The organism is Caulobacter henricii (assembly GCF_001414055.1).
GTDB classification, from domain to species: Bacteria; Pseudomonadota; Alphaproteobacteria; order Caulobacterales; family Caulobacteraceae; genus Caulobacter; species Caulobacter henricii.
This window is the reverse complement of the sequence record NZ_CP013002.1, coordinates 164,002-186,609: the sequence shown is the minus strand read 5'-3', so window position 1 is coordinate 186,609 and position 22,608 is coordinate 164,002. Positions and strand designations below refer to the sequence as shown.

General features: G+C 66.7%; 19 protein-coding genes. 12 read left to right on the top strand and 7 right to left on the bottom strand.

Features of this window, described 5'->3' with window-relative positions:
* Positions 1 to 151: 151 nt before the first annotated feature.
* On the top strand, positions 152 to 1,702 hold the full coding sequence (locus tag AQ619_RS00840; RefSeq protein WP_062151100.1) for an ArnT family glycosyltransferase: 1,551 nt from the start codon (positions 152 to 154) through the stop codon (positions 1,700 to 1,702).
* Between the two features lie 200 nt (positions 1,703 to 1,902).
* Here AQ619_RS00840 and AQ619_RS00835 read toward each other — a convergent pair whose 3' ends face one another.
* Together AQ619_RS00835 and divL are read right to left on the bottom strand one after the other, a co-directional pair.
* Positions 1,903 to 2,262, bottom strand: a complete 360-nt coding sequence (locus AQ619_RS00835) for a DUF1304 domain-containing protein (protein ID WP_062142917.1) — start codon at positions 2,260 to 2,262, stop codon at positions 1,903 to 1,905.
* 13 nt (positions 2,263 to 2,275) lie between these two features.
* Positions 2,276 to 4,588 carry a cell cycle protein kinase DivL gene (gene divL / locus AQ619_RS00830; protein WP_062142914.1) on the bottom strand — a complete coding sequence of 771 codons (2,313 nt, stop codon included), beginning with the start codon at positions 4,586 to 4,588 and terminating at the stop codon, positions 2,276 to 2,278.
* Positions 4,589 to 4,757: 169 nt separating this feature from the next.
* On the opposite strand from divL, the gene AQ619_RS00825 reads away from it, so the two are divergent.
* From AQ619_RS00825 to AQ619_RS00815, 3 genes are all read left to right on the top strand, one after another.
* On the top strand, positions 4,758 to 5,159 hold the full coding sequence (locus AQ619_RS00825) for a metallopeptidase family protein (protein ID WP_062142911.1): 402 nt from the start codon (positions 4,758 to 4,760) through the stop codon (positions 5,157 to 5,159).
* Entirely contained in the window at positions 5,159 to 5,578 is a 420-nt protein-coding gene (locus AQ619_RS00820) for an SWIM zinc finger family protein (protein ID WP_062142908.1), read from the top strand. The genes AQ619_RS00825 and AQ619_RS00820 overlap by 1 nt, the downstream gene beginning before the upstream one ends.
* Positions 5,579 to 5,678: 100 nt before the next feature.
* Positions 5,679 to 6,047, top strand: a complete 369-nt coding sequence (locus AQ619_RS00815) for a hypothetical protein (RefSeq protein ID WP_062142905.1) — start codon at positions 5,679 to 5,681, stop codon at positions 6,045 to 6,047.
* Positions 6,048 to 6,877: 830 nt separating this feature from the next.
* On the opposite strand, the gene AQ619_RS00810 is transcribed toward AQ619_RS00815, so the two are convergent.
* Positions 6,878 to 7,591: an NAD-dependent deacylase gene (locus AQ619_RS00810; RefSeq protein ID WP_062142902.1), complete on the bottom strand. Its 714-nt coding sequence runs from the start codon at positions 7,589 to 7,591 to the stop codon at positions 6,878 to 6,880.
* Positions 7,592 to 7,723: 132 nt separating this feature from the next.
* On the opposite strand from AQ619_RS00810, the gene AQ619_RS00805 reads away from it, so the two are divergent.
* The 3 genes from AQ619_RS00805 (at position 7,724) to mmcB (ending at position 10,130) form a co-directional block, all read left to right on the top strand.
* Positions 7,724 to 8,851 carry a ferritin-like domain-containing protein gene (locus AQ619_RS00805; RefSeq protein WP_062142899.1) on the top strand — a complete coding sequence of 376 codons (1,128 nt, stop codon included), beginning with the start codon at positions 7,724 to 7,726 and terminating at the stop codon, positions 8,849 to 8,851.
* Between the two features lie 134 nt (positions 8,852 to 8,985).
* The gene (locus AQ619_RS00800; RefSeq protein WP_062142895.1) at positions 8,986 to 9,519 is read left to right on the top strand and encodes a lipocalin family protein; all 534 of its coding nucleotides are present in this window, start codon (positions 8,986 to 8,988) and stop codon (positions 9,517 to 9,519) included.
* Positions 9,520 to 9,677: 158 nt separating this feature from the next.
* Complete coding sequence (gene mmcB / locus AQ619_RS00795) at positions 9,678 to 10,130, top strand: DNA repair putative endonuclease MmcB (RefSeq protein WP_062142893.1); 453 nt, start codon at positions 9,678 to 9,680, stop codon at positions 10,128 to 10,130.
* Here mmcB and recQ read toward each other — a convergent pair.
* Positions 10,127 to 11,971, bottom strand: coding sequence for a DNA helicase RecQ (recQ, locus tag AQ619_RS00790; protein ID WP_236849509.1), 1,845 nt, complete (start codon positions 11,969 to 11,971; stop codon positions 10,127 to 10,129). The genes mmcB and recQ overlap by 4 nt on opposite strands.
* 219 nt (positions 11,972 to 12,190) lie before the next feature.
* Here recQ and AQ619_RS00785 point away from each other — a divergent pair, with 219 nt between their 5' ends.
* Positions 12,191 to 14,152: a transglycosylase domain-containing protein gene (locus tag AQ619_RS00785; protein WP_062142887.1), complete on the top strand. Its 1,962-nt coding sequence runs from the start codon at positions 12,191 to 12,193 to the stop codon at positions 14,150 to 14,152.
* A 101-nt stretch (positions 14,153 to 14,253) separates the two neighbouring features.
* Here the strand turns inward: AQ619_RS00785 and bioB are convergent, their stop codons facing one another.
* Positions 14,254 to 15,261 carry a biotin synthase BioB gene (bioB, locus tag AQ619_RS00780; RefSeq protein WP_062142884.1) on the bottom strand — a complete coding sequence of 336 codons (1,008 nt, stop codon included), beginning with the start codon at positions 15,259 to 15,261 and terminating at the stop codon, positions 14,254 to 14,256.
* Positions 15,262 to 15,373: 112 nt separating this feature from the next.
* Here bioB and AQ619_RS00775 point away from each other — a divergent pair, with 112 nt between their 5' ends.
* From AQ619_RS00775 to AQ619_RS00760, 4 genes are all read left to right on the top strand, one after another.
* Positions 15,374 to 16,864, top strand: a complete 1,491-nt coding sequence (locus AQ619_RS00775; protein WP_062142881.1) for a CYTH and CHAD domain-containing protein — start codon at positions 15,374 to 15,376, stop codon at positions 16,862 to 16,864.
* Between the two features lie 98 nt (positions 16,865 to 16,962).
* Positions 16,963 to 18,354 (top strand): adenosylhomocysteinase, encoded by a 1,392-nt coding sequence (gene ahcY, locus AQ619_RS00770; protein WP_062142878.1) that lies wholly within the window; start codon positions 16,963 to 16,965, stop codon positions 18,352 to 18,354.
* A gap of 110 nt (positions 18,355 to 18,464) precedes the next feature.
* The gene (locus AQ619_RS00765) at positions 18,465 to 19,313 is read left to right on the top strand and encodes a pyridoxal kinase (protein WP_062142876.1); all 849 of its coding nucleotides are present in this window, start codon (positions 18,465 to 18,467) and stop codon (positions 19,311 to 19,313) included.
* 11 nt (positions 19,314 to 19,324) lie between these two features.
* Positions 19,325 to 20,452 (top strand): serine hydrolase domain-containing protein, encoded by a 1,128-nt coding sequence (locus tag AQ619_RS00760; RefSeq protein ID WP_062142873.1) that lies wholly within the window; start codon positions 19,325 to 19,327, stop codon positions 20,450 to 20,452.
* Between the two features lie 47 nt (positions 20,453 to 20,499).
* Here AQ619_RS00760 and rarD read toward each other — a convergent pair whose 3' ends face one another.
* Both rarD and AQ619_RS00750 read right to left on the bottom strand, forming a co-directional pair.
* Positions 20,500 to 21,411, bottom strand: a complete 912-nt coding sequence (rarD, locus tag AQ619_RS00755) for an EamA family transporter RarD (RefSeq protein ID WP_378109287.1) — start codon at positions 21,409 to 21,411, stop codon at positions 20,500 to 20,502.
* Positions 21,412 to 21,504: 93 nt separating this feature from the next.
* Positions 21,505 to 22,533 (bottom strand): aspartate-semialdehyde dehydrogenase, encoded by a 1,029-nt coding sequence (locus tag AQ619_RS00750; protein WP_062142870.1) that lies wholly within the window; start codon positions 22,531 to 22,533, stop codon positions 21,505 to 21,507.
* Positions 22,534 to 22,608: the final 75 nt, after the last annotated feature.

The following is a 22,608-nucleotide window of genomic DNA, read 5'->3' as shown; positions in this document are numbered from 1 at the left end:
ATGTTAGCGGCTTCCTTAGACTCGCTTTTCGAAGGTTTGGTGACGGAATCGCAACGGGTGACGAGAAACCGTCCGCCATCGGCGCCATTGCAACACATTTGGTCAGGGTTTTCTTACTTGTGCCGGAGATCGCAGCGTGGTGCCTGACGTCATGACCCCATCGGACAGCGCCCGGGCCTGGCGGCTAACCCTCTGCTTGGTGGGCGTGCTGACGATCCTGCGGCTGGCCGCCCTGTTCGCCACGCCCTTCGAGCTCTATCCGGATGAGGCCCAGTACTGGCTGTGGTCGCGCAGCCTGGATTTCGGCTATTTCTCCAAGCCGCCGATGATCGCCTGGCTGATCTGGGCCACAACCGCCATCGGCGGGGACTCCGAGGCCTGGGTGCGGATCTCGGCCCTGTTCCTGCACGCCGGCACCGCCCTGGTCATCAGCCGCATCGCCGACCGGCTCTATGGCGGCTGGACCGGCCTGGTGGCGGCGGCCCTCTATGCCCTGATGCCTGCGATCCAGCTGTCCTCGGGCGTGATCACCACCGACGCCCCCCTGCTGCTGTTCCTGTCCCTGACGATCTGGGCCTATGTCAGCCTGCCCGCCCTGGAGGGCCGGCGGCGACTGGCGGTCGCGGCAGCGCTCGGCGCGGCCCTCGGCCTGGCCTTCCTGTCGAAATATGCCGCCATCTATGTCCTGGTCGGCCTGGCCCTGCATCTGGCCACCTCGCCCGGGGCCCGCAAGGTCTGGACCTGGCCGATGGCCCTGGCCGCCCTCGCTGCCCTGGCCGTGGTCTTCGCGCCCAATCTCGCCTGGAACCTGTCCCACCGGTTCGCGACGCTCGAGCACACGGCGTCCAATGCCAACTGGAACGCGGCCCAGCTGTTTAACATCCGTGAGCTGATTGAATTCCTGGTCTCGCAGTTTGCCGTCTTCGGTCCGGTGCCGTTCGCGGTCCTGACCGGCGGAGCGATCTGGCTGGGCGTCAAGCGCAGGCTGCAGCCCGCCGACCTGCTGCTCCTGTGCCTGGCCGCGCCGCCCCTGCTGACCGTGACGGCCCAGGCCTTCGTGTCGCGCGCCAATGCCAACTGGGCAGGAGTCGCCTATCTGGCCGGTTCGGTGCTGGCGGCGGCCTGGCTGCTGCGCTGGAACGCCCGCCGCTGGCTGGTCGCCGCCCTGGTCCTGCAGGCCGGCTTCTGCGCCCTCTTCATGGCCTGCATGGTCAATCCGCGGCTCGCCGACAGCCTGGGCGCAGCCAACAGCTTCAAGCGGGTGCGCGGCTGGGAACAGGGCGCCAAGGCCATCATCGCCCGGGCCCGCGAGGAACAGGCCGCCGGCGGCCTGACCAGCATCGCCATGGACGACCGCTTCCTGTTCAATGTCACCGCCTATTATGGCCGTGACTATTTCCGGGTCCCCGGGGCCCCGCCCCTGAAAATGTGGGTGCATGAGGCCCGGCCGCAGAACCAGGCCGAGACCGAGGCCCCGCTGAACCCCGCGTTCGGCCGCCGCGCCCTGATCGCCAGCCTCGAGGGCGACTACCGGCCCGAGATCGAGCAGGATTTCGGCCGCACCTCAGGCCTGGAGATCGTCCGCGTCCGCCTCGATCGCAAGCATGTGCGGCGCATGGACCTGTTCGTGGCCGAGGACTTCCGCCCCCTGCCCCGCGATCCGGTCACTGGCCTGCCGCCGAAGCCGAAGGGTGAGCGGTAAGCGGTATCGACGGCCGCCCCTCTTCTTTCTCCCGTCATTCCCGCCCTTGTGGCGGGAACCCCTCTGTCCGCCGCAGGTGCGGGAGGGGCGAAGTGCGCGCGCACTTCGCTGACGCTTCACGGGTCGGCAGAAACAGGGGTTCCCGCCACAAGGGCGGGAATGACGGTGCTTAATGTTGGACTGGGCTTGAGGCCTGCCCCTCAGGCCAGATAGCCTAGGACCAGGGCCACGACCGCCGGCACCGTCTGGATGAAGAGGATCGACTTCTTCACCGTCAGGGCGCCCCAGACCCCGGCAATGGTCACACAGACCAGACCAAAGGTCTTGAAGGCCGAGGCGGTCACCGGGTCGGGATAGAAGAGGCCGATGGCCAGGGCCGCGACCAGGAAGCCGTTGTAGCAGCCCTGGTTCGACAGGGCCGGCTTGAGCACGGCGGCCGCCTCGTCGGTCAGGCCGAACGCCCGCTTGCCGCGGCTGTCGAACAGCACGGTCTCCAGCAGCACAATATAGACGTGGATCACCAGGACGAGGCCGGCGGCGATGTCAGCGGCGAGTGGCATGGGGTGACCTCGTCTAGAAGGACAGTTCCGGCTGCATGGCACCCGGCTGCTGGGTCTCGGGCAGGTGACAGGTGAAGGTCGAGCCGGTGCCCGGCTCGCTCTCCAGCGCCACCCAGCCGCCGTGCAGCTCGACCAGGGCCTTGACCAGGGCCAGGCCCAGGCCCGGGCCGCCGCGATCGCGCCCGACGAAGCGGTCGAAGATGTGGGCCTGGACATGGAACGGCACGCCGCGGCCGGTATCCTTGACGTCCAGCCGCACCTCGCCCAGGGCCCGGCGGGCCGAGAGGGTGACAATGCCGTCCGGCGGGGTCTGGCGCAGGGCGTTCTCGACCAGATGGTCCAGGGTCTGGGACAGACGCTTCAGGTCACCGCGGATCAGGCCGACATCCTCGTCGCAGGCAATGTTCAGGGTGACCCCGCCGAGGGTGGCGTCCTTGGTGGCGCGCTCGCGGGCCTCGACCAGCAGGTCCATGACCCGGATGTCCTGGATCTCGAGGGCCATTTCCCCGGCATCGATCTGGGCCATGTCCAGCACGTCGTCGATCGAGCGGGCCAGCTGGGTCGCGGCGGCGCGGACGGCGGCCACATGGTTGCGGCCCCGCTCATGCAAGCCATCCGCCCGCTCGAGCAGCTCCGAATAGCCGATGATCGTCGTCAGCGGGGTCCGCAGCTCGTAGGACACATTGCCGACGAAGTCGCGCTTCAGGCGTTCGGCCTCGGCCAAGGCCGCGGAGCGGTCAGCGAGCGCGCTTTGCAGGTCGCGGGTGTCGGTGACGTCAGTAAAGCCGATCAGGGTCGCGCCGTCCGGCAGGGGACGCGACTGATAGAGCACGATGCGGCCGTCCGAGGTCCGCACCTCGCCCGAGGTGGGCGCGCGCATCTGCGGATCGGGATCGGCCACCCGGCCCTTCAGCTCGCGCCAGAAGGACAGGTCGTGCAGGCGGGGCACGCAGAGATCGACCACCCCCTCGAAATCGACCGCCGCCTCCAGGGCCTGGGCGCTGACATTCCAGAAGCTCTCGAAGGCGTCATTGTGCAGGCGCAGCCGGCCGTCCGACCCGAACACGGCCACGGCGTCGTTCAGCTTGTCGAGCGTCGCCTGCTGCACCTGGATCAGGGCATTGTACTGGGCCTTGAGCTTCAGCTCGCCGGTGATGTCGGAATAGAGCAGCAGCATGCCGCCCAGCGGATGGGGCTGGCGCACCAGTTTCAGGGTCCGGCCATCGGGCAGGCCCCAGAGGTCGTCGGCCTGGGGCCCGAGATCCTCGTAGTGGGCCAGTTCGTCGGCCTTCCAGCGGGCATAGTCGATGGTCTCGGGCAGGCGGCGACGCTGACGCAGGCGATCGAGGATCTCGCCATGGGTCGGACGGTCCGCCAGCCAGGCCGGCTCCAGGCCCCAGAGTTCGGCAAAGGCTGTATTGTGGAAGGCCAGTCGCCGGGTCTGGCTGAAGATCGCCACGGCGTCGGCAATGTGGTTCAGGGTTTCGTCATGGGCCTCGACATGCTTGCGCAGGGCGTCGCGGACATCCTCGATCTCGGTCACGTCGCTGCAGAACACCCCCACCCCGCCGCCGTCGAGCGACTTGGCGGCGACGCGGAAGGCCCGGCGTCGACCGTCGACATTGACCCAGCGCAGGGCCTCGCGGCGCTCGCCCGAGCTGGCCGCCTCGGCGGCCAGGGCATCGGCGGCGCGGTCGAAGGTCTTGCCGGCCAGGGCGGCGGTCGCTGCCGACGGGGCCTCGACGGCGCGCAGATAGGCGGCATTGCCCCAGACCGGCGCGCCATCAGCGCTCGAGATCCAGGCCGGCTCGACCAGGCCGTCGACAAAGGCGGCAAAACGGGCCGCCGAGGGCAGGCCGGCCTCGTCCGCCACCCCGGCGGCCAGACGCAGCCAGGCCAGGGCACCCGCCGCCCGGCCCTCGACCAGGACCGAACCGCCGGTACCGCGGGCCTCGAAGGCACAGGGCTCGCCGCGCTCGAACAGGCCGCGCAGCCGCAGGGCATGGTCGGGATCGGCCAGGATCAGGGCCGCCACCACGGCCGGGGCCTCGGGCTCACAGGCCAGGACGGCGGCGCAGGCGGACAGGCTGTCCTCCCCGGCAATCAGGGCGGCGCGGCCGTCCTCGACCGAGATCAGGGCGCTGTCGAAGGCTTCCGCCGAGGCCTGGGCCGCCAGGGCTCCGGTCTCGAGGCTGGACAGTCGGCCCTGCAACAGGGCGAGCCTGGCCTCGAACCGGCGGCGCTGGGCCAGGGCCCAAAGCGTCGCACAAATGGCGAGACAGACCGCGCCGGCCGCCGCCGCGAGGATTAATTCATGCGAAGTCATCAGGCCGGTCGCTAAAGCCCCCGTCAGCCCGCGGAGACGGGACTGCGAATCAGAATCACAGATTAGTCGGGCCGTGACCAGAGCGCGACCGGCACGGCTGTCGCAGGTCCCGATTGACGGGATCCCTTCAGAGGCTGGCGAAACCGGCCAATCACCCTATGTCAGAGCCATGGACTGGACCGCTCGCCTCGCGCCCTCGCTGGATCAATTCGCCGCCCTGGCCGAGGCCGCCCTGGCAGCCCTGCCCGAGCCGTTCGCCGCCCTGTCGGCCGAGGTCGGGATCCGGATCGAGGATTTCGCCACCGAAGAGGTGCTCGACAGTCTCGGCATTCAGGATCCGTTCGAGCTGACCGGCCTCTATCAGGGGGTCGATCTGTCGCGCCGCTCGGTGCTGGACTCCGGTGTCCAGCCCTCGATGGTCTTCCTCTATCGCCGGCCGATCCTCGACGAATGGTGCGAACGCGGCGACGTCGCCCTCGACGACCTGATCCGCCACGTTCTGGTCCACGAGATCGGCCACCATTTCGGCCTGTCCGACGACGACATCCACCGCATCGAGGATGACGCCTGATGAGCCCGCCCCGCTTCGACCTTGAGATCCTGCGCGACCGGATGAGCGAGGGAGCGTTCGCCAACGGCCTTTACCTGGCCCAGGACGGCTCGGTCGCCCTGATCGCCGTCGAGGACGAGATCGTCACCGCCCATGTTCAGGGCGGCGCGCTCTATGTCGTCGAACTCAGGTCGCCCGCCGAGGGTACCTGTACCTGCCCGGCCTTCGAGAAGTTTGGGGCCTGCAAGCACCAGGTCGGGGTCGCGGCCGCCGTCAATGGCCTGGACGCGGCCGGCCTGCAGAAGGCCCAGGCCCGCCTGGCCCGCCTGCGCGATGGCCTGGCCCTGGAAACCCAGGACGCCCTGATCGAGCGGCTGGTCGAGCTGGCCCGATCGCGGCCGGATGTGCTGGCCCGCCTTGAGGGTCACCGAGACGACTGAAACCCCGCGGCTGCGCCGACAGACGGTTGCACAGGGGTTCTGATTTCCGATTGTGTTGCCCCTGACGCGCCAGGCTCCACCAGACAGAGAGCAAGTCCCCATGCCGAAACCGGACCAGGCCCAAGCGCCAGAAGATCCCCCGGAGCCCGAGGAGGAGCGTGACCGCCCTGTCCTCTGGCTGATCTTCATCGCCGCCATCATCGGCATTGTTATCGCCATGACCCGCGCCTTCCCCGAAGCCGTGCGCACGCCCGAGGACTGGAGTTCGGTGATCTACAGCCTGGGCCTGCTAGTGCTGGTCAGCTCCGGCCTGTTCAGCTTTCGCGACCGGCTGCAGCTCGCCCAGCATCTGCGCCACGCGGCGATCTGGGGTGCCATCGTCGCCGTCCTGGCCCTGGGCTTCGCCTATGCCGACGACCTGGAAGGCGTTTCGAACCGCGTGCGGGTCGCCTTCAGCGGCGGGGTCTGAGCTTTCCGGACTGGCGGTGAGGCTGGTGAGCGACCGGCCACCGCCGCTGGCCCCCTCCTGACCGCTACGCGGTCGTCCTCCCCCCTGCGGGGGGAAGATGAGATCGTCGCCCTTCATCTTCCCCCTTCGGGGGAAGACGATCGCGAAGCGATCCGTAGGGGGCAAGTACGGGGATAGAGAACAATCAATCCCCGGGGCTTGCAGGGAAAAGCTCAGCCCATTCAACACCCTGCAAAAACAACCACCGCGCCCGTCCGACGCGCTGAAACCTCCCGTATTCTTGACCCACCTCGTCGCGAGGAAAGGGCGCAGGGCCAGCGACCGTTGCGGCGGCGGGGGGTGATCGAGCGGGGCTGGGCTTCAGGGGGATACTGAAGCGCGTCCGGGGATCTGGTTGCTGGCCAGACCCGCCCGCCGTCGGCGTGGTTGAAGGCAAAAGGGCGTGTCTGGCTGTAAGCCCGTCCTCTTCGACCGCCGGAGCGCGCTGGAAACGGCGGGATCCGGGTCCCGGTAAGGCCTCAACAGGGCCACCTGGCGGGAGGCTGACGGAAAACGGTGACGCGGAGCGCACGGCTTCGTCGAAACGGTAATCTCTATCTCTCATCCGGACGTCGTCCGGACGCTCCGCGACCCTTTCCATCACCCTCGCAGCGCAAGCGCGGGGTCGAGAAGCTGTCTCCGCCAGACTTGCCCCCTACGGGCTGCTGCGCAGCCGTCTTCCCCCGCAGGGGGAAGATGAAAGGCGCGAACCCATCTTCCCCCTCCGGGGGAGGACGACCGCGTAGCGGTCAGGAGGGGGCGAGTGGCACCCCTGAAAACAAGGACCCGCCTCAATCCCCCAGCACCTCACCCACCCACTGGCTGACCTTTTCCGTAGCCGGACCATAGATCCGCCGGTCGAAGGCGTGGGCATTGTCCGAGCGGGCGACATTGATCTCGCAGGTCGGGATGCCCAGGGCCCGGGCCTCGGCCACGAAGCCGGCGGCGGGATAGACCGAGCCGGAGGTGCCGATGGCGACGAACAGGTCGGCCTCTTCCAGGGCCTGGTTGATCTGGGCCATGTGCATCGGCAGTTCGCCAAACCACACGACATGCGGCCGGGTCGCGCCGATCGTCCCGCATTCCGGACAGACCTGGTCAGCGGTCAGCGGTTTCCGGTCGCTCCAGTCGCCCGAGCACTGGGTGCAGCGGGTGCGGGTCAGCTCGCCATGCATGTGGATGACCCGGCGGCTGCCGGCCTTTTCGTGCAGGTCATCGACATTCTGGGTGCAGAGAAAGACCCAGCCGCCCAGGGCGGTCATCTCCCTCTCCAGCCGCGCCAGGGCGATATGGGCAAGGTTGGGGGCGGCGATCTCGAGGATCTTGCGGCGCGCGGAGTAAAAGTCGCGCACCCGGGCCGGGTCGCGGGCAAAGCCCTCCGGCGTCGCCAGCTGGGCCAGATCGTTCTGGGTCCACAGACCGTCGGAATCACGAAAGGTCTTCAGGCCGCTCTCGGCGGATATGCCGGCGCCGGTGAGGATGAAGATGTTCAGCGGCTGGACCATGTCACCTCCCAAGCGAACCTGACGCGCCCGTCACTTTTAATTTGACCCCTGATCGAGATTGAGTTGACAGTGTTTAGATCGTTGGGAGCCGGCGCAAGACCCGCCCCGACCCTGGCCACCGGAGGAGCTCCCATGACCGACAAGAACATCACCAAGGACGCCATGTACGACGCCGTGGCGCCGGACGACTTCGTAGCGATGCTGGAGCTGGACCGTTACAACAACCGCTCCACCGCCTTCGACAAGATCATTTCGGCGACCCATGACCATTTCTGGGATCCGCTCGACAAGGCCTATATCGATTTTGACGAGCCCTTCGACATGGAGAACCAGGCCCTGGTTCCCGAAGAAATGGTCATCGCCCTGTCGACCGACTACGTCTCCAACCACCTCAGCGATCCCAAGACGCGCATCCGCTTCATCAACCAGTCGGTCCTGCGCAGCTTCTCGTCGATCCTGCATGGCGAACAGGGGGCGCTGAACCTCTCGGCCTCGCTTTGCCACGTGCTCAAGGATCAGGGCGCGCAGGAATATGCCGCCAACCAGACCCGCGAAGAGGCCCGCCACGTCACGGCCTTCGCCAAATATATCAAGGCCCGCTGGGGCCGGCCGGTCGAGTGCGGCCCGGCCCTGAAGACCCTGCTGGTCGAGATCATCGGCGCGCCCGAGGTCTACAAGAAGATCATCGGCATGCAGATGCTGGTCGAGGGTCTGGCCATGGGGGCCTTCGCCACCTTCTACATGCACATCAATGACCCGGTGGGTAAGAAGATGCTGCAGCTGGTGATGACCGACGAGGCCTTCCACCACAAGTTCGGCAAGATCTGGGCGGACCGCACCGTGCCCAAGCTGTCGCCTGAAGAGCATGCGATCATCGAGGACTGGGCGGCGCACTGCTTCCAGACCCTGCTGTTCAACCTCGTCTCACCGCACCAGCAGCTGGATCTCTATGCCGAATTTGGCCTGGATCCCAACAAGGTGGTCGAGGAATACGGGAAGATCATGACCGACGATGTCCGTCGTGAGAACATGAAGGAGCAGACCAACATCTTCCGCGTGCTGGTCAAGACCCTGCTCAATGCCGGCATCATCACCGACCGCACCAAGGCCTTCTACGCCATGTATGTCGACATCGACGAACTGAAGGGTGAGGGAGACCGGATGGTCGGCGACGACATCGCCGAGGAAGGCATCCGCCACCTGCAGGCCATCAACTTCAAGGACCGGCCGGTCACCGCCGTCAGTATCGCCGCCGAATAGGCGACGGACACAACCGGATCTGGACGCGCCTCGCCGGCACTGCGGCGGGGCGCGTTGCGTTTCAGGCGGGGCGTCCTCATCTGCGGGGGCGTTCCAGACCGTCGCGGGTCCGCCCTGCCCCAACCGGAGTCGCCATGCGCGCCGCCCTGATCGCCCTTCCGCTTCTCCTGTCTCTCGGCGCCTGCGTCGGAGGGCCCGTCGGCAATCCCCGCCCGCCCCAGCCGGCCAAGGCCGTCGTGCTCGATCGCTATCTGGGCAAGTGGTACGAGGTCGCCCGCTATGACATGCGGTTCCAGAAGGGCTGCGAAGGCGTCACCGCCGAATATTCAAAGCGGCCCGACGGTCTGATCCGGGTTCTGAACACTTGCCGCGACGGCGCGGTCGACGGGCCGGTCAGGACCGCCGAGGGCAAGGCCAGGGTCGTCGATACGGCCAGCAATGCCAAGCTCAAGGTGTCGTTCTTCGGTCCGTTCTGGGGCGACTACTGGGTCATGGACCACGCCGAGGACTACAGCTGGAGCATCGTCGGCGAGGGCTCTGGCCAGTATCTCTGGCTCCTGACCCGCCAGCCGCCGACCGACCTTGAACGTGAGGCCCTCACCGCCCGGGCCAAGGCGCTCGGCTATGACGTGACGATGCTGCGGCCGACGAAGCAGCCCGCTCCCTAGAGCCCTTTCCGACCTGATGGCGTCATCAGGGTCGGACGAAAAGGGCTCTGAATCAGAAGTTTAGAGCGTTTTTCGATCCGATAACCGTTTCACACCTATCGGAAGACGCTCTGGCGCCCGGGCTTGATCTGCGAACAAAGCTGGAACAGGATCACGACATGGACGTCGTGATCGACCTGCGGCCCTCGCGGCCCGAAACCACCGATGCGGTCACCCGCGGGACGGCGCGGTTCCTGGTGTCGCTGGGCTATGCACCCCTGGCCGAGGTGACCCTGCCCAATGGCCGGCGCGCCGACCTGATGGCCCTGGGCCCCAAGGGCGACCTGCTGATCGTCGAGGTGAAGTCCAGCCTCGAGGACTTCCGCATCGATCGTAAATGGCCGGACTATGGGCCCTATTGCGACGCCTTCTATTTCGCGGTCGCGCCGCATTTCCCGGAAGGCGTCCTGCCGGAGGAACCGGGCCTGATCGTCGCCGATGGCTTCGGCGGTGCCGTGGTCCGCGAGGCACCGGTCGCGCCCCTGGCCCCGGCCCGGCGCAAGGCCCTGACCCTGGGCTTTGCGCGGCTGGGCGCCATGCGGGCCAGTGGCGTCAAGGCCGACCAGCTCTAATTGTCGCGAACCACCTTCAGCACGGCCTCGCCATAACGGTCCAGCTTGCCCTGCCCCACCCCGCCGGCCTTGGCCAGGGCGGGAAGACTTGAGGGCCGGGCAGCGGCGATCTCGGCCAGGGTGGCATCGTGGAAGATCACATAGGGCGGCACATGCTGGGCCTGGGCCTGTTCCTTGCGCCAGGACCGGAGGGCCTCGAACAGGGCCTGGTTCTCGAGCGGCACGGTCAGGGCCTTGCCCTCGCGGCGCTTGCGCGGCGCACCGGAGCGCGTGCCCGGATCGGACGCCTCGACCTGCTGGCGCAGGCTGACCTTGCGCTCGCCGCGATAGACCGCCTTGACGCCCTCGACCTCGCCCAGGCCGATCAGGGGCCGGCCATCATTGGGATCCTCGCGCAGCAGGCCCTCGAAGACCAGGGTGTCGAGCAGGTCGCGCCAGGTGGCGGGGCTGAACTCGCGGCCGATGCCGAAGGTCGACATCTGGGCCTCCTGCGGCGTGACGTCCTTGGTCTTGCCCAGCAGGTGATCGATCAGCCGGCCACGCCCGAAACGTCCGCCCAGACGATGGGCCGCCGACAGGGCCTTCTGGGCGGCCTCGCTGGCATCGACGCCCTTCGGCGGCGAGGTACAGATGTCGCAGACCCCGCAGCGGGCCACGCCCTCCTCGCCGAAATAGCGACGGACGGCGGCCGCCCGGCAGGTGAGCCCCTCGAGCATGGCATAGAACTGGCGCAGCTTGCGGCTCTGGACCTGCCGGACCTCATCGGGGGCCTCGCGGGCCTCGATCCGCTTGCTGGCCCAGGCCATGTCGGCTGAGCCATAGAGCGTAATGCCTTCGGCCGGCTGGCCATCGCGCCCGGCCCGGCCGATTTCCTGCCAATAGGCCTCGATGGCGGCCGGGGGATCGGCATGAATCACGAAGCGGACGTCGGGCTTGTCGACCCCCATGCCGAAGGCGATGGTCGCCACCATCACGGCAGCGTCGGCCTCCAGGAACTCTTCCAACCGGCGGGCCCTCACGCCCTTGTCGAGCCCGGCGTGATAGGCGAGCGCCGGAACGCCCTCGGCGATCAGCTTTTCGGCCAGTTTCTCGGTGGAATCCCGGCTACCGGCATAGACCACCCCGGCCCGGCCCGGACGCTCCAGCACAAGCTCAACGACCCGGTCGTGCCCCTTGCCGCGCTTGCGCTCGGCACTGAGGGCCAGCTCGGGACGGGCAAAGCTGTCGACAAATTCGGCCGCGCCCTCCAGGCGCAGTTCGGCACGGATGTCATCGCGGGTCCGGGCATCGGCCGTGGCGGTGACCGCCAGGCGCGGAACCGCGGGGAAGACTTCGGCGATGCGCCCCAGCATCCGGTATTCGGGCCGGAAGTCGTGGCCCCACTGGCTGACGCAGTGGGCCTCGTCGACGGCGACCAGGGCCAGGTTGAGTCTCGACAGTCGGTCCAGCATCGACGGCTGCATCAGACCTTCCGGCGACAGGTAGAGCAGGTCCAGCCGGCCCTCCTCGATCCGTCGCCAGATCGCCTGTCGCTCGTCCGGCAGGGTGTTGGAGTCGAGCCGCTCGGCCGCAACGCCGGCCTGCTGCAGGCCCGCGACCTGGTCGGCCATCAGGGCAATCAGCGGCGAAACGACAAGACCCAGGCCCGGGCGAATCAGGGCCGGGATCTGGTAGCAGAGGCTCTTGCCCCCGCCGGTCGGCAGCACGGCCATGGCGCTGCGCCCAGCCAACAGCTCGCCGATCACGCCCGACTGCAGGCCCCGGAAATCGGCATGGCCGAAGGTGCGGCGCAGCACGTCGCGCGCTGTATCGAGGGGGGAGGAATCAACAATCGAAGGCACGGCGGACTTGTGACAGCGGGGATGGTCAGCGCCAAGCCATTCCTCGCCGGTGCTCGCTTGCGCGGGCCATACCCCACTATGGGCCATGGCCTAGGCAGGATTGGAATGCGGCACCGCACCCGGCGTTCACCTCTCGTCAATCTTGTCGCGCGTTTTGTGGGCTTCGGCTAAACGGGACGCTGGCGCGCGCCCTTCGACGCACCCAGGGATAGAGACGACATGGCCAACGGTACCTTCGGCGGGAACAGGCCGGCGAAGCCGCAACGCACCCCGCTGCAGGCGGCTCTCTACTGGAGTGCTGTGCTCGGCATCTGGGGCCTGATCTTCATCGTTGCCTTCTTTGCCGTGTTCGCCAGCGACCTGCCCGACACGTCCAAGCTTTATGACGTCAAGCGCCAGCCCTCGATCAACTACCTGGATCGCTCGGGGGCCCTGCTGGCCGTTCGCGGCAGCCAGTATGCGCCGCCGGTCGATATCGACGCCCTGCCGAAATATGTGCCCGCCGCCTTCGTCGCGATCGAGGACCGCCAGTTCTACCATCACTTCGGGTTCAACCCCTGGGGCATCATCCGATCGATGGCCTGGAACCTGACCCATGACGGGCCGCAGCGTGGCGGTTCGACCATTACCCAGCAGCTGGCGAAAAACCTGTTTCTGAGCCCGGCCCAGAACTATCGCCGCAAGGGACAGGAGCTGATCCTGGCCATCTGGCTGGAGCTGAAGTTCTCCAAGAAGCAGATCCTCGCCCTCTACATGAACCGGGTCTATTTCGGGGCCGGTGCCTATGGCATCGAGGCGGCATCGCAGCGCTATTTCAACAAGCCGGCCGCGCAGTTGACCATTGGCGAGTCCGCCCTGCTGGCGGGGCTGATGAAGGCCCCGACCCGCTATTCGCCGGTCTCGGCCAGCGAGCGTGCGGCCCGCCGCGCCACCATCGTTCTGGACGAGATGGTCCGGATCAAGGCCATCACCGCCGCCGAAATGGAAGCGGCGATCAGCGAACCGGTGCGGGTTTCAGCCACCCTGGCCAATCAGCGTGCCCAGTATTTCACCGACTATGTCGACGCCCAGGTGCGGTCCCTCGTTGGGGAGCCGACCGAGGACCTGGTCGTTGAGACGACCCTCGACCTGCCGATCCAGGTGGCTGCCGAGCGTTCGGTCAAGCTGGGGGTCGACGGCCATATCAAACAGGGGGTCGAGCAGGCTGCCCTGGTCGCCATCGACGGCGAGGGCCGCATCCGTGCCTATGTCGGCGGTGCTGACTATGGCGAAACCCAGTTTGACCGTGCCACCACCGCCCGTCGTCAGGCCGGTAGCGCCTTCAAGCCGTTTGTCTATCTGACGGCCATGGAGCAGGGCCGCACGCCCAATCTCACCGTGGCCGATGAGCCGGTGAAGATCGGCGACTGGGAACCCAAGAACTACACCAACAAGTATCTGGGTCCGATTACCCTGCAGACGGCGCTGGCACAGTCGATCAATACCGTTGCGGCCCGCCTGGCCAATGAGGTCGGCACCAGCAATGTGGCCTCAACGGCCCGGCGGCTGGGCATAGCCAGCAAGATCCAGCTCGATCCCTCCATGGCCCTGGGGGCCGTCGAGGTCAGCCCTCTGGAAATGTCCCAGGCCTATGCCCCCTTCTCCAACGGCGGCTTCCTGGCCAAGGGCTACGGCATCGAGCGTATCCGGACCGCCAGCGGCAAGGTGCTTTACGACCACGGTGTCGAGAAGACCGCCCGCCCGGCGGTGATCGGCTCGCCGGCCCTGCAGTACATGAACCAGATGATGCGCCAGGTGGTGATCTCGGGCACGGGCACGCGTGCAAAGGTCGCCGGCTATGACATCGCCGGCAAGACCGGAACGACCAGCGACTACCGCGATGCCTGGTTCGTCGGTTACAGCGGCGGCTTCGTCACGGCAGTCTGGACCGGCAAGGACGACAACACACCGATGAAAAGGGTCACCGGTGGCGGTGCACCGGCCGAGATCTGGCGCAACTTCATGACCGCTGCCCTGCCGCGCCTGAAGTCCACCCCGATCCCGGGCGGTGTCATCGAACCGCCGCCGATCGTTGGCGAAGACCCGATCGGCGAACTGATCGACCCGTCAGCCACCCCGGACGGCCCCAGCGCCGAGGTCCCGGAATCGACCTCGCCCCCGGCGGATAACCTGCCCTACTAGGCCCGGCCCTTCAGAGCCTATGCTCGAACGCCGACGAGCTGCATCACTCGGCGAGCGCGGCCAAGCGGCCCCGACTTCGGCCAGGGACGTGGCGGAAAACCCTATTCCGCGGCCACCGACTCCGGGGTGGGGTGCACGCCCATCGGCCTCAGGTTCAAGTCCTGGAACAGGGCGCTGTCCTCATCCTGACCCGGCAGAGGCGTGGTGAGCAACTTGCCCCCGACGAAGATCGAATTGGCACCGGCGAGGAAGCAAAGGGCCTGCAGGTCCCGGCTCATGCTGTCGCGGCCGGCCGAAAGCCGCACCATCGCCTTGGGACAGACCAGGCGCGCCACGGCAATGGTGCGAACAAACTCGAGAGAGTCGATCTGGCCCGCCTTCAGGACCTTGTCGCCCAGAGGGGTACCGCTGACCGGCACCAGACCATTGATCGGCAGGCTGTCGGGATGGCTGGGCAGGGTGGCCAGTTGATGCAGCAGGCTGGCCCGGTCACGGCGCGTCTCGCCCATGCCGACAATGCCGCCGCAACAGGTGCTCATGCCCGCATCGCGCACATGAGCCAGGGTATCCAGACGGTCCTGATAGGTGCGGGTGGTCACGACGTCCGCATAGTACTCGGGACCGGTGTCGAGGTTGTGGTTGTAGTAGTCGAGACCCGCTGCCTTCAGGTCGCGGGCTTGATCGGCGGTCAGCATGCCAAGGGTGGCGCAGGTCTCCAGCCCCAGGGCCTTTACGCCACCGATCATGGCCGCCAGTTTCGGCAGATCGCGGTCCTTCAGCTCGCGCCAGGCCGCGCCCATGCAGAAGCGCTGGGCACCACCGTCCCGCGCCGCACGGGCCCTGGCGATGACATCATCGGCCTCCATCAGCTTCTCGGCCTTCAGACCCGTCTTGAAGTGAGCCGACTGGCTGCAATAGCCGCAGTTTTCGGCACAGCCGCCGGTCTTGACCGACAAAAGCTGCGAGAGCTGAACTTCGCTGGGATCAAACCAGGCGCGGTGAACGTTTGCGGCTTGGTACACCAGCTCCATAAAGGGCAGGTCGAAAAGAGCCTCGACCTGCGGCAAGGTCCAATCGTGACGGGGTTGTGCGGTAGGGATTTGCGTCATGGCGCGCACGTTTGAACCGGGTCTGACGGCTTGGCAAGTCGCCGCCGCTCCGTCATAGGCCTTTGGTGCTGATCGGCGCGCCTGGCGTCCGGCAGGGTTGGAACTGAGGAACATGGATCGAGAAATCGAGCTGAAATTCCTGATCGCACCCGAAGCGGCCGAAGACATCCTGGCGCTGCTGGACGGCGAAAGCCACGTTCGCCAGCTGACCGCCACCTATTTCGACACGGCCGATCACGCCCTGCGCAAAGCGGGTTTTGGCCTCCGGGTTCGCGACGGCGAAGGCGGTCGCAAACAGACCCTGAAATCGGCCTCGGCCGGGGGCGTTTTTTCCCGCGGCGAGTGGGAAACCTCTATCGTCGGCCCGGGGCCGGACAGCACAGCCCTAGCGACCACACCGGCCGCCGGCGTGGTCAAGGACCAGCCTCTGAGTCCGGTCTTCACCACCCAGGTCGAGCGCAAGGTGCGCATGATCCGGCGCGGCGAAACCTTGATCGAGGCCGTCGTGGACCGGGGCGAACTGATTGGCCAAACGCGGCGCGCCCAGGTCTGCGAACTTGAACTTGAGCTCAAGGCCGGTACGCCGGACGCCCTGTTTGACTTGGCGCGGGAATTGGCGGGGCGGGTTTCGTTGCGTCTGTCCTTGGTCAGCAAGGCCGAGCGTGGCTACGATCTGGCCTTGCCGGACAAACCCGCAACGACCTTGAGTCGGTCACCGGCGGTCTTGAGCCCTGACTTCACCACCGCTCAGGCCTTGCAGGCGGTAGGACGCGCGGCCCTGGCCCAACTCTGCGGCAATGTCGAAGCCCTGCGGGAGCGGCCGAGCCCCGAAGGGGTTCATCAGCTTAGGGTGGCCGCGCGACGTATGCGGGCCCTGCTCAAGGCCTTCAGGCCCTTATCTGCAGGACCTGACGCCAAGGCGATTGACGCCGAACTCAAATGGCTGTCGGGCGAGCTGGATCTGGCCCGGGAACTGGATGTTTTCATTACCGAGGTCTGGCAGCCCGCTAGCCAGGACCTCCAGGCCAATGGCGCGACAGCCCTCGGCCGGGCCCTGCTGGCGGCCCAGGCCAAGGCCTATCTGCGCATGGAGGCTGCCCTCGTCAGCCCGCGCGCTCGCGCCCTGATGCTGGAGACCGCCGCCTGGCTTGAGGCCGGAGCCTGGACCGCCACACCGGACCTGGCCAGCGACCGCGACCAGGCCGCCACAGACTTTGCTGCGGCTCTGCTCGACCATCTGCGCATGGGTCTCGTCAAAAAGAGCAAGCACCTTCACCGCATGAACGCCGAGGCCCGGCACCGCCTGCGCCTGAAGGGCAAGGTTCTCCGCTACGCCGCAGCCGACCTGTCGACCCTGTTCCCGGAGCATCCCAAACGGGCGGACCGGTTCATCGAGGCTGCAAAGGCCCTTCAGGACGCCCTGGGCCGCCTCAACGACCTGCATGTCCGCAGCGGCCTGGTCGAAGGCGTAGCTTCGGCCAGTGGCGATACCGAAGCCCAGCTGGCCGCCGCCAGCCTGGCGGACGGCGCTGATGAGGCCGCCTTGCTGCGCGACGCCTGCAAGGCCCGAAAAGCCTTTGTTGAAGCCAGGCCGTTCTGGTGATTGCGCTGCATATAAAGATATCTTTATGCGTTAATTGCCCAGAAGGGTCGCGCGCTGTATAAGGCCGGCAAGACATTCACCGACCGCAGGAGCCGACCGTGGCCGACTATATCGTCAAGGACATCTCGCTCGCCGATTACGGCCGCAAGGAAATCGCCATCGCCGAGACCGAGATGCCCGGTCTGATGGCCACCCGCGCCGAGTATGGCCCGGCTCAGGTTCTGAAGGGTGCCCGCATCGCCGGCAGCCTGCACATGACCATTCAGACTGCCGTCCTGATCGAGACCCTCACCGCCCTCGGCGCTGAAGTCCGCTGGGCGTCTTGCAACATCTTCTCGACCCAGGACCACGCCGCGGCCGCCATCGCTGCCTCGGGCGTGCCGGTGTTCGCCTTCAAGGGCGAGAACCTGGTCGAGTACTGGGAATATGCCCACAAGATCTTCGAGTGGCACGACGGCGGCTATCCGAACCTGATCCTCGACGACGGCGGCGACGCCACCCTGCTCTGCGTGCTGGGCCCCAAGGCCGAGAAGGATCCCTCGATCCTCAACAACCCGCAGAACGAGGAAGAAGAAGCCCTCTATGCGGTGATGAAGAAGTACCTGGTCGAGAAGCCGGGCTTCTATACCGCGATCCGCGAAGCCATCACCGGCGTGTCGGAAGAGACCACCACGGGCGTCCACCGCCTGTACCAGATGGCGGCCAAGGGCGACCTGCCGTTCCCGGCCATCAACGTCAATGACAGCGTCACCAAGTCCAAGTTCGACAACCTCTATGGCTGCCGCGAAAGCCTGGTCGACGCCATCCGTCGCGGCACCGACGTCATGCTCTCGGGCAAGGTCGCCGTGGTCTGCGGCTATGGCGACGTGGGCAAGGGCTCGGCCGCCTCGCTGCGTCAGGGCGGCGCCCGCGTGATCGTCACCGAAATCGATCCGATCTGCGCCCTGCAGGCGGCGATGGAAGGTTACGAGGTCCAGACCCTGCAGGACGTCGCCGGCAAGGCCGACATCTTCGTGACCGCCACCGGCAACAAGGACGTCATCACCCTGGACGACATGCGGGCGATGAAAAACAACGCCATCGTCTGCAATATCGGCCACTTCGACAGCGAGATTCAGATCGCCGCCCTGCGCAACTACAAGTGGGACGAGATCAAGCCGCAGGTCCACCACGTGGAATTCCCGGACGGCAAGAAGCTGATCGTGCTGTCCGAAGGCCGTCTGGTGAACTTGGGCAACGCGACGGGTCACCCCTCGTTCGTGATGAGCGCCAGCTTCACCAACCAGACCCTGGCCCAGATCGAACTGTGGACCAACAAGGCCTCGTACGAGAACCAGGTCTACACTCTGCCCAAGCACCTGGACGAGAAGGTCGCCTTCCTCCACCTGGAGAAGCTGGGCGCCAAGCTCTCGACCCTGCGCAAGGATCAGGCTGACTATATCGGCGTCCCGGAAAACGGCCCGTTCAAGCCGGATCACTACCGCTACTAGGTCGCTTTTCGCCTAAAATCGAACGAGGGCCCGCTGCACCGCAGCGGGCCCTTTGTTTTGACAGCACGTCACCCTGTTCAAGGCCGCCATCGTCCGCTAAGCCGCTTGCCATGCCGCTTGCCTTGATCATCTCCAGCCATGTCGCCGGCAGCCGGGTCGGGGCTTCGGCCCAGGCCACCGCTCTGGTGCAGTTCCGTATCGACTCGATGGTCGTCCCGACCGTCCTGTTCGGCCGGCACCCCGGCTGGGGTGTGCCCGGTGGCGCGCCGGTGCCGATCGAGGTGCTGGAAGGCATGCTCGACGGCATGGAGGCCAATGGCCTGTTCGGCCTGACCGACATTGTCATCACCGGCTATTTCGCCAGCGCCGCCCAGGTGAGAGCGGCCGCCCGGGCCATAGACGCCGTGCGCGAAGCGCCCCGTGACGGAGCCGCCAGCCGCAAGCCGGCGATTGTCGTCGACCCCACCATGGGTGATGCCGGCAAGGGCCTTTATGTCCTCCCCGAAGTCGCCGAAGCGATCGCCGCCGAACTGATCCCGCGGGCTGATGTCGTGGCCTGCAACGCCTGGGAACTGCAGAAGCTGACCGGTGCCGACGCGCGAGATCCGCAGTCGGCCATGCGCGCCGCGCGCCTGCTCGGCAAGCCGACCCTGGTCTCCTCCGTACAAAGAGGGGCCGAGATCGGCGTCGTCCTGGCCGACCGCAAGGAGGCCTGGCTGGCCGCCCACGCCAAGATGGATCGCTCGCCCAGCGGAACCGGCGACCTTCTGACCGCCCTCTATGCGGCCTCCATCCTCGAGGGCCAGACCCTGTCCTATGGTCTGGCACGCGCCGTCGGCGGAGTGGCCGAGACGGTGACGGCCGCCAATATCTGGAACGCTCCGGAATTGCCGATCGTCGGCATGGGCGCACGGATCAAGCAGACCTCGCCCACGGTGCGCATCGAGCGCCTCGCCTAGAGAATCCCCTGATGACCGTCGAGATTTCCGGAACCTGTCCCGACCGGTTCGCCCGGGTCCGCGAGACCTTCGAGGCCAATTTCGCAGACGGCGGCGAACTCGGGGCCCGCTTTGCCTTCGCGATCGACGGCGAGATCGTTGTCGATCTGATGGGCGGCTTTGCCGACCGCCAGCGTACGAAGCCGTTCGGCCCCGACACCCTGACGGCCCTGTTCTCGACCACCAAGGCGGTCGCCGCCCTGATGGTCGCCCGCCTCGTGGACGAGGGCCGCCTGGCCTATGACCAGCCCGTCGCCGACGTCTGGCCCGAGTTCGCCCAGAACGGCAAGGCCGCCATCACGGTCGAGCAGGCCCTGTCGCATCAGGCCGGCCTGTCAGGCTTCCCCGACGAGACCGATCCGGCCATCTGGTTCGACTGGGAGGCCACCTGCGCCAAGCTGGCGGCCATGGCCCCGCTGTTTCCGGTCGGCTCGGCCAGCGGCTATCACCCGGTGACCTATGGCTATCTGGCCGGGGAGATCTTCCGCCGGGTCGATGGCCGCACAATGGGTACGGCCCTGCGCGAAGACCTCTGCGAGCCGCTGGGCCTCGACCTGTGGATCGGCCTGCCCGACAGCGAGCACGACCGCTGCGCCGAGCTGATGCGGCCCTCGGCCCTGCCCAGGTTCGGTGAGATCAATGACGCGGTGAAGGCCGCCTTCCTGACACCGTGGGCCGCCCCGGGCGGACGCGGCACGGCCGACTGGCGCCGGGTCGAGATCCCCTCGGCCAACGGCCATGCCACCGCCCCGGCCCTGGCCCGACTGATGGGGGCCCTGGCCTGTGGCGGCACGCTCGACGGGCGCTCCCCGATCACCCCGGCCGGCATTCGCGCCGCCACCGCCGAGCGCATCGTCGGCCAGGACCTGGTCCTGCCGTTCGTGATCAGCTGGGGCGCAGGTTTCATGCGCAATACGCCGAACTTCTTCTACGGCCCCAATCCCGAGACCTTCGGACATTCCGGCTGGGGCGGCTCCTGCGCCTTCGCCGATCCGGCACGCGGGGTGTCCGGGGCCTATGTGATGAACAAGCAGGGCAGCGCCCTGATCGGCGATCCCCGCGCCGTCCGTCTGATCGAGGCGGCCTACGCCTCGATCTAGAGCCCAGGTCGCACGCCCCTGATGACGCCATCAGGGGCAATAGGAGCCTAGGCCTTGGCCACAGCCCTTGTCCGCTTCCAGGCCCCGTAAGCGAACACGGCGACACCTAACCAGATGAACAGGAAGGACAGGGCCCGCAAGGGTGTGAGGGCCTCCCCCAGGGCGATCCCGACCAGAAACTGGATGCTGGGAGCCAGGAACTGCAGAAAGCCCATGGCGCTGAGCGGCATGCGGCGCGCCGACCAGGCAAAGAGCGCCAGGGGCACCACGGTAGCCGGACCGGCCAGCAGTAGCAGGGTCGTCACACTGGCCCCGCCGGCGAAATGGCCGGCTCCCGTCGACTGCAGGTGCAGGACATAGATCAGCCCCGGCACCGCCAGATAGGCACACTCAATGAAAAGGCCCGTCTGGGCGTCGGCCTTCACCTGTTTGCGCAGGATGGCGTAGGCGCAGAAACTCAGGGCCAGACCCAATGAGATCACCGGCAAATGGCCGAGGGCCGCCGTCTGGATCGCGACGCCGATCACGGCCAGGCCGATGGCGATCGCCCCCTCACGGCTGATCCGTTCGCGGAACAGCAGGGCCCCGGCGGCCATGTTCATCAGGGGATTGATGTAATAACCCAGGCTGGCCTCGATCACCTGCCCTGCGTTCACCGCGAACACATAGATCGACCAGTTGATGAAGATGGCCGCTGTCGAGCAGGCCAGAATCGCCAGGGTGCGCGGCTGGCGCAGCACCGACGCCACCTGGCCGGCCTGCCGGGCCAGCAAAACCGCCAGGAAGGCCCAGGGCGCGGACCACAGGGTGCGATGGGCGATCATTTCCCATGAGCCGACACCCAGGCTGGCCAGCAGATGGAAATAGAGCGGCAGGAAGCCCCACAGCAGGTAGCAACCCAGGGCGGCGATGAGGGCGGTCCGGGCTTCTTCCGGGCGCGGGTTCAAGTCCGCCGACATGGCGTCGTCCTTAAGTCCAAGATGAGAAGGGCTCCCGGAGCGGTTTGCCCCGGGAGCCCCTGAAACTTCCACCCGATTGTAGCGGGCGATATCCTAGGCCGGGAGCTTCTGCTTGATCAGACCCTTTTCGTGCAGAAGCTGGGCGATCTGCACAGCATTCAGAGCCGCGCCCTTGCGCAGGTTGTCGGCCACGCACCACAGGGCCACGCCGTGCTCGACGGTCGGGTCATTGCGGATGCGCGAGACATAGACCGGGAACTCGCCGGCGCTTTCCTTCGGCGTCATGTAGCCACCGTCCTCGCGCTTGTCGACGACCACGACGCCGTCGGTATCGCGCAGGATTTCGCGGACATCATCTTCGTCCAGGGCAGTCTCGAACTCGATGTTCACCGACTCCGAGTGACCCACCATGACCGGCACGCGCACGCAGGTAGCGACCAGCTTGATGGCCGGATCGAGGATCTTGTGGGTCTCGACGGTCATCTTCCACTCTTCCTTGGTGAAGCCGTCGTCCATGAAGACGTCGATGTGGGGGATGACATTGAAGGCGATCTGCTTGGTGAACTTCTTGGGCGGCGGCGCGCCCAGCACGAACACGCCCTTGGTCTGGTCCCAGAGCTCGTCCATGCCTTCCTTGCCCGCCCCCGAAACCGACTGGTAGGTCGAGACGACGACGCGCCTGATCTTGGCTTCCTTGTGCAGGGCGCTCAGGACCACGACCAGCTGGGCGGTCGAGCAGTTGGGATTGGCAATGATGTTCTTGGGCAGGTGATCCACCGCATCGGGGTTCACCTCCGGCACCACCAGCGGCACGTCCGGATCCATCCGGAAGTGGCTGGAATTGTCGATCACGATCGGACCGGCCGCGCCGATCTTCTCGCCCCAGGCCTTGGAGATCGACCCGCCGGCGCTCATCAGCACGATGTCGACCTTGGAGAAGTCAAACTGCTCCAGGTCCTCGCAGCGCAGGATCTGGTTGCCGAACGAGACCTCGACGCCGATGGATTTACGAGAGGCGATGGCGTGCATTTTCTCGACGGGGAATTTCACCTCCTCGAGGATGTTGAACATCTCACGGCCAACATTGCCCGTGGCGCCGACCACGGCGACCCGGTAACCCATAGCGGTCTCCAATTCGATTGTCTTCCGACCCTGGAAGATGGCGACCCGTTACGCCCCCAAAGCGCTCGAGGCAAG